Raw genomic sequence first — 6,426 nt, 5'->3', positions numbered from 1 at the left:
GAGCTTGACCTTCAAAATATTATATATACTCATCAGGAAATAGGCGGAATATTCATCTTTCAGGGTGCTCCCTCTTCCTAGGGAAGAGGCAAATGATAATTTACCACAGGAGTAAGGGATTTGTCAATGGGTGGGGAGAAATTAAATTTAATTTTCTCTTTTAAAAACACTAAAGAGAGGCTGGAATACTCCGACCTCTCTTTAGTGTAAGGAGGGGAAAGATTTCTATCTTTTTAAAAATATTTTTTCAAAATGTGCTAGAAAAGAACTCTGTCTTTCTCTTCAGTAAAATTATATAAGAAATTAAATTAATGTCAATAGCTCGAGGACTCTATGTCAAATTGTGTGGATATAATTGACCTCTAAAGCTGGACAGAGTAGTAAGACCACGTAAGAGCATCCAGTAAATACAATAGGTACGTCCTCACAAGATAATAGAAGAAGCAACTCCTTGAAAAACTATTCTCAATATTTAGTGATAAAAGAGGATAGATAGAGAGCTAACAGGAGGAGATAGAAGATAATGCACTTTAAAATTTTGTCTTGATGATAGAGTCCACTTACACATTCATCACATTAACATGATTACTACAATCAAGAAATAGTGTTACAATAGGACGAAGGAGGCGCAATGATGAATAAATGGGTATGGATAATGACTATTTTGACCCTCTCTTTTTTAATGGCCACTCCGGCCATGGGAGAGGAACAAGATAAATTCTCCCGGGAAGAACTCCTTGAACTATCGGAAAATTTTTTCCAGTACTTGAGTGCAGGAGAATACGACTTGGCTGAAGAACTCTTTGCTCCCGAGGTGCAAGAAATGCTACCCGAGGGAGCCTTAAAGGAAATGTGGGAGAACCTGACCAGCGATTTAGGCCCGTTAGAAGAGGCGAAAGACTATCGAGTAACCATGGAGGGAGGATATCAGATGGTCTACGCCCGGTGCGAATTTGAAAAAGCAGAATTCAAAGCGAAATTAGCATTTAGCACAGAAGGAAAAATAATTGGATTTCAACTTCTCCCTTCTTCTCAGGTTGAGTATTCTACGCCAGATTACGTGGAAGAAGATAAAATTATAGAAAGAGAAGTAGTTTTTGGAATTCCGGGATGGGAGTTACCAGGTACCTTAACCCTGCCTCAAGGAGAAGGCCCCTTTCCTGCTCTCCTTTTAGTGCACGGCTCCGGCTCAAACGATAGAGACGAAACCCTGTTGGCCAATAAACCATTCCGGGACCTATCCTGGGGTTTAGCCAGCCGGGGAATAGCATCTCTACGATACGATAAACGGACTTATGTCCACGGAAATAAAATTGAAGACTTATCCCAGTTTACCGTAGAAGAAGAGGTCATAGAAGATGCCTTAGCGGCTCTTGAATTTTTGCGCAGCCAGGAAGAAATAAACCCACAAGAAGTGTTTATTCTGGGACACAGCCTGGGTGGACAACTTGTTCCAGAGATAGCTCGCCGAGATGGTAAAGTGGCCGGTGTTATTATTTTAGCTGGACCCACTCGACCTCTATCGGAGATTGTAGTAGAACAGACGGAATACATTTTTTCCTTAGATGGTCAGATAGACGAAAAAGAAAAAGAGTGGCTGGAAGAGATAAAAAAAGGAAGAGATTTATTAAAAAACCACGAGCTTAGAGAAGATGAAATAGTGCCGGGATTGGGAAGCTATGCCAGCTACTGGTATGACCTGGAAAAAAGAGATCCAGTAGCTGAGGCGAGAAAATTATCCTGTCCTTTGCTTATCTTGCAAGGAGAAAGAGACTATCAAGTCACCATGGTTGATTTCAATAATTGGAAAGAGGGGCTCTCTTCTCAGGATAACGTCACGTTTAAACTTTATCCCCGGCTAAATCACCTTTTCGCTGCGGGGGAGGGAAAATCTACCCCCGGGGAGTATCAAAATCCTGGACATGTGGATAAACAAGTTATAGAAGATATCGCTCAGTGGATAAAAGAAATCTCTCAGGCGCTATAGGTGGCTTGTTATATCCTTTTAATTGAAATAGAGGAAGAGCTCTTATTAACCATAGGCAAATTGGGAACTTTCCAGTTTAAGCCAGGATTTTACCTCTATGTGGGGAGTGCTCGAAAAAATTTACAAGCGAGAATCAATCGCCACCTGAGGTATGATAAAAAACTTCACTGGCATATAGACTATCTTTTGACTGAGGGAGAGGTGACAGAAGTTATCCTGATCGAGGAAAATGAAGAATGCCGCATCGCTAACGCTCTCCGGGGAATATCTGAAGTGTCTTTTCCCGTTCCTGGTTTTGGCTCTTCAGATTGTAGATGTCCGGGCCACCTCTTCTATATTCAGGAAAAAAATTTGTGGGAAACAATCCTCGTCCATCTTGGGAACCGGGGCTTTACAATAAAAGACTACTGGAAAGGAAAGATTTCCGGCGTCCAGGCCGGCCTTAAATTGATCCACCTCTTAGCTTTTAACCTGATGAATTAAGGTCAGGTGCTCCATAAACTCCGGCTCTTATTCTGTCTTTAAGACGATAGCTGCTACCCAGGATATTTATCACCTGAGCATGATGAAGTAACCTATCCAGTAAGGCAGTGGCTAAGATGGGATCTCCCATCACCTCCCCCCATTCTCCAAAGCTCTTGTTGCTGGTTATGATGATACTTCCTCTCTCATAACGACCACTGATTAGCTGAAAGAATAAAGTGGCTTCTAATTTGTCCAGAGGAAGGTATCCCACCTCATCGATGATAAACAGTCGAGGTCGGAAATGGGCTCAGACGTTTATCCAATTTGTTCTCTTCATAAGCTTGTTTTAAATCTACTGGCTGAAATACAACAAGTTGATAAAATGCAACCCCTTGTTTAGTGTTAACGATTTCGGGCCAGGGTGTGTATTTGGGTTATGTAGTTCACTTTGCAAATAGATTTTTTAGCCACGTGGTGCACAGTGGTACCCACAAAGCCCCACTTTTATCTATTTTTTCTCCAGTCGTATCAAACAGCTCATTGCATACAGACATCCCGTGCTCGCCACTCTGAAAAATATGCATTTCAAAGGGAAGCTTGTATTTGATCATCGCCTCTGCCATCAAGATGGGGTTTATGACTGGAACATACTTATCAAATCGATTGTGCCAGAAAAACATCGGTGCTGTATGAGGTCCTACGTAGTTAACCACGTCCACCTCGGGGGTGCGATCAGCAGTAATCTTGCCCGGTGGGGGCACTATCAAATCATCATCTTCGTTATCAAAAATGGTCGACAGCAGGCTTGCACCATAGGCGATAACTGCTGCGTTCGGCTTAATGCCATCCTGCGGTACACCAAGTCTCGCGGCAAGCCCCGGAGTGTTCCACTGGGTTGCCGACATAGCTGCTACACAGGCACCTGCTGAAAATCCCATGACTACAATCTGATCACTATTGATTCCCCACTCATCGGCGTTGCGTCGTACCTCCCAGATAGCCCTTGATACATCGTCGAGCGGATTTGGAAACACTGAATCTTCACCAATTGATATGTGCATCCTTTCTCATTTGGGCTCTCGTTATAATAATACTTTCACATTATTTCCTCCTCATTCTGTTATATGTTTTTTCCAAAATTCTATCGCATCATCTATCCAACCTTCTGCACTTGTGCCAATTCCCAGTCCAAAACCATGCCCCAAGTCCGGATATTTGTGAAACTCCACATCAATGCCCTTTGCTTTCATAGCATTGATACGTCTTTCCATAGTAGAAGGGCGTGCAATTCCATCATTTTCACCAACAATAGCGAAGGTAGGCGGATCATTCTGCGAATAATCGGTATGACCTGTATATGCCATTACTATCGTTACAGGCTTTGGGATGTTGTCTCCTCCGTAATTATAGACTCCATATGTTCCAATATTTGCAGCCATTCTTGCGCCTGCTGAACTTCCCCAAAGAGAATAGCTGGCTGTTCCAACAGAAAGTGAATCGGCATTTTTAAAGATATAGGATATTGCAGTCGCCAAATCCTCCGTTGCTTTCTGCCCGCTTCCTGTTCTATATTTTAAAACAAATGCGTTATACCCCTTTTTATTGATTTCAAGAGCATATGGAAATCCTTCATGCAAAGAAGCTACGTAAGCAAATCCGCCGCCCGGGCAAATAATTGCGAATGGAGCTCTCGGATTGCCACGGTAAAAGAATAGTCCTGTATTGTTTTTTGTTGGATCCTCTTGCTTTTCTTTTTCTGTGTATATACTGTAAAACACTGTTTTCTCTGCATTAATATCATCTATCATGCGATTCAGCGCCTTGATTGCAATATCAACATCAATATGGCTGTGATATGGCATAAGAGAGCTTATTTGCCCCATTGTCATATCGCCATCATAAACTCTATCATCCCATGGAAAAATATATTGGCCAAATCCCGCAAAAGCAGGATGATTAATAATATTAATTACAGAATCATTTGTCGTTATTTTTTTATAATTACTGCTCATGCTACTCACCTTTTTATCTTCACTAAGTTATTTTTCTGCACGTAATTTGTTGATTTATTTTTGACATTTGCAGTTTCAGAAGTATTTTGTTTAAAACTGCTTGTTTCGTTTTTCTGTGAAGAGCTGCTGACCCATGCAGTAAAAAAGAACGCTGTGAGAACAATAAATGTAAATACTAAAAACTTTAACTTCATATCTTATCTACTTTCCTCCATAAGATACAGTTAATACTTTATCTCTTTAGTGAACAAATACTTTTTACGACTTCTGGATCCCGATGTGAAAAGAAAGCACTTTCTTTTTTATCCAGCGCTGCAATTTTATCCATATCTTCTGAAGAAAGTTCAAAATCAAATATGCTGAAATTTTCAACAATTCTTTCTTTGTGTACTGATTTTGGGATTGCAACAATTCCCCTTTGCACAAGCCAGCGCAGTATAATTTGAGCAACCGATCTACCGTGCTTTTGGGCCAACGACATCAGCACTTCATTTTGAAAAATGTTGTTTCTGCCCTCGGCAAAAGGAGCCCAGGCTTCTGGCTGGACATTGTATTTCTTCATAAACTCAATGCTTTCTGTTTGCTGATAGAAGGGATGTATTTCAATTTGATTCACGGCAGGGACTACCTCGTGGTGAATTATTAAATCCATCAAACGATCCGGTTGGAAGTTACTGACGCCTATTGCCCTAATCAATCCTTCACGATAGAGCTCCTCCATAGCCCTCCAGGAACAATGCACATCGCCAAACGGCTGATGAATCAAATATAGATCAATATAATCCAACTGCAATTTTTTCAACGACCTTTCAAATGCTTTTTTAGTGTTTTCATAACCGGTGTCCTGAACCCAAAGTTTCGTAGTAATAAAAAGTTCTTCTCTTAGAACACCGCTCCTTTTTATTGCTTTTCCGACAGCTTCTTCATTGCTGTATGAGGCAGCAGTATCTATCAGACGGTACCCTGTTTCAATTGCGTCATAAACACAGCGTTCACACAGTTCGGCATCATTTATTTGATAAACGCCGAACCCTAAAATGGGCATTTCCACACCATTATTTAAAACTACCTTTTGCATATAAACTTTCCTCCATTCATTAAAATTGTCTGTATTGAACTCAACATGATTTGATTGTACAGCTTAAAGTTAACTCTAAGTCAATAGCCTTTGTATATAAAAAATCTAAGCGAGTTCTGGAAGAGTTAAAATGGTTTATACAATTGGTGAAATGATAAAACAAGTTGATGTCGCGGCTTCAACATTAAGGTATTATGACAAAGAGGAATTGCTTAGATTTATAAAACGTTCCAACGGTGGGTGCCTGTCAAGTTTTTAACTGAAAAAATATTTGAGTGATTCTCATCGAACTCATCCTTTATACTATCAACAGGACAGCTTCTGTATTTTATTCTTTTGCTGCCTCCATATTGTTGATTACCTCTGGAATCAAAGCGTATCCCTTAACCCAACTTGCGCCTTTTTCCCAGAAAAACCTCCTATTTTCAGGTATACTTGAGGTATAGATCCTTGATTTATCAGCCTTTCTTCTTAGTAAGTTATCTAAAAACCCTTTGTAGTTCCAGAATTATTATGAGAGTTATAGAGTAGGTGGTAAACCCCGTCACCGGACTATCCTTAACCTGGGTTCTTTAGAGGAATTACCTAACCCAAAGGACCATAAGCTATTAGCCGATAGAATTGAGCAGATTCTCCGAGGAGAACAACCTTTATTTCCCCCCGAGAATGAAACAGTAGAACTACTAGCTCACTACTATGCTCATCAGATCATCGACCAGAAACTGGTAGATGTCTCTTCCAGTAAACCTGGAAAAAAGAGAGAAGATTTAGTAGAAACCTCTGATTATCAGCTGGTGGATGTCAACTCTCTATCTCATGAGAGAGTGCGGGAGATAGGAGCAGAGTGGCTCTGTCACCAAGCTGTGGAGCAGTTAGGTTTAGAG

The 6,426-nt window shown here is 40.7% G+C and carries 6 protein-coding genes and 1 pseudogene; 3 read left to right on the top strand and 4 right to left on the bottom strand.

Features of this window, described 5'->3' with window-relative positions:
• Positions 1–631: 631 nt before the first annotated feature.
• Positions 632–1,987 (top strand): alpha/beta fold hydrolase, encoded by a 1,356-nt coding sequence (locus GXZ17_RS09135; RefSeq protein ID WP_409376978.1) that lies wholly within the window; start codon positions 632–634, stop codon positions 1,985–1,987.
• Entirely contained in the window at positions 1,988–2,470 is a 483-nt protein-coding gene (locus GXZ17_RS09130; RefSeq protein ID WP_409376977.1) for a GIY-YIG nuclease family protein, read from the top strand. It begins immediately after the preceding gene.
• Here the strand turns inward: GXZ17_RS09130 and GXZ17_RS09125 are convergent.
• The 4 genes and pseudogenes from GXZ17_RS09125 to GXZ17_RS09110 all read right to left on the bottom strand — a co-directional run.
• Positions 2,454–2,747 (bottom strand): annotated as a pseudogene (locus GXZ17_RS09125) (ATP-binding protein); the annotation flags it as partial. The gene GXZ17_RS09130 and the pseudogene GXZ17_RS09125 overlap by 17 nt on opposite strands.
• Before the next feature lie 148 nt (positions 2,748–2,895).
• Positions 2,896–3,513, bottom strand: a complete 618-nt coding sequence (locus GXZ17_RS09120; RefSeq protein WP_409376976.1) for an alpha/beta hydrolase — start codon at positions 3,511–3,513, stop codon at positions 2,896–2,898.
• A 51-nt stretch (positions 3,514–3,564) separates the two neighbouring features.
• Positions 3,565–4,464 carry an alpha/beta hydrolase gene (locus GXZ17_RS09115; protein WP_409376975.1) on the bottom strand — a complete coding sequence of 300 codons (900 nt, stop codon included), beginning with the start codon at positions 4,462–4,464 and terminating at the stop codon, positions 3,565–3,567.
• Between the two features lie 232 nt (positions 4,465–4,696).
• Entirely contained in the window at positions 4,697–5,542 is an 846-nt protein-coding gene (locus GXZ17_RS09110; RefSeq protein ID WP_409376974.1) for an aldo/keto reductase, read from the bottom strand.
• A gap of 130 nt (positions 5,543–5,672) precedes the next feature.
• Between GXZ17_RS09110 and GXZ17_RS09105 the strand changes: the two genes are divergently transcribed.
• Entirely contained in the window at positions 5,673–5,801 is a 129-nt protein-coding gene (locus GXZ17_RS09105) for a MerR family DNA-binding transcriptional regulator (protein ID WP_409376973.1), read from the top strand.
• Positions 5,802–6,426: the final 625 nt, after the last annotated feature.

The sequence above is a fragment of the Candidatus Sordicultor fermentans genome, from assembly GCF_012728195.1.
Taxonomy (GTDB): Bacteria; Atribacterota; Atribacteria; order Atribacterales; family Caldatribacteriaceae; genus Sordicultor; species Sordicultor fermentans.
Note: the sequence above shows the minus strand (reverse complement) of the source record. Positions and strands in the feature narration are given on the sequence as shown.

Coding starts and splice junctions, on each gene's coding strand:
- GXZ17_RS09135 (WP_409376978.1), top strand. CDS start 632: ATGATGAATAAATGGGTATGGATAATGACTATTTTGACCCTCTCTTTT.
- GXZ17_RS09120 (WP_409376976.1), bottom strand. CDS start 3,513: ATGCACATATCAATTGGTGAAGATTCAGTGTTTCCAAATCCGCTCGAC.
- GXZ17_RS09115 (WP_409376975.1), bottom strand. CDS start 4,464: ATGAGCAGTAATTATAAAAAAATAACGACAAATGATTCTGTAATTAAT.
- GXZ17_RS09110 (WP_409376974.1), bottom strand. CDS start 5,542: ATGCAAAAGGTAGTTTTAAATAATGGTGTGGAAATGCCCATTTTAGGG.
- GXZ17_RS09105 (WP_409376973.1), top strand. CDS start 5,673: ATGGTTTATACAATTGGTGAAATGATAAAACAAGTTGATGTCGCGGCT.